General features: G+C 73.7%; 1 protein-coding gene. It reads right to left on the bottom strand.

Going from position 1 to position 407, the window contains the following annotated elements; genetic code table 11:
• Positions 1-407 (bottom strand): AMP-binding protein (locus tag AC0IXR_RS25005; protein WP_471762589.1); only part of this gene is annotated, 407 nt, incomplete at both ends.

Here is a 407-nt window from a genome sequence, read left to right as displayed (position 1 = left end):
GCCCGGCGATCCCCCACCGCCCGGCCGATCGGCGCGTAGGCCCCCTCCACCGCGTCGCCGGCCCGGGCCCGCCAGACGAGGGGCGAGATCACCGTCTCGGTCGGGCCATAGCCGTTGATCAGCAAGGTCGGGTCGAGGGCCCGGCCGATCAGGGCGAAGCTCTCCCGCGACAGCGCCTCGCCGCCGAAACTGTACGAGCGCCGGCTCGGGCGCGGGCCGCTGGCGGCCTCGAGCGCGAGCTGGTGCATGTAGGCGGTGGGGAACCCTGCATGGGTGACGCCGTGACGCTCCATGGCGTCCAGCGCCTCGCGCGGGGTCCATAATCCGTCGGGCTTGAGCACGACGCAGCCGCCGAAGGCCAGCGGCACCATCCAGCGCTCCTGCGCCCCGTCGAAGCTCATCGACAG

It is taken from the genome of Methylobacterium sp. AC832 (assembly GCF_979256025.1).
The sequence above is the reverse complement of the archived record's forward strand: the minus strand, read 5'-3'. Positions and strand labels throughout refer to the sequence as shown.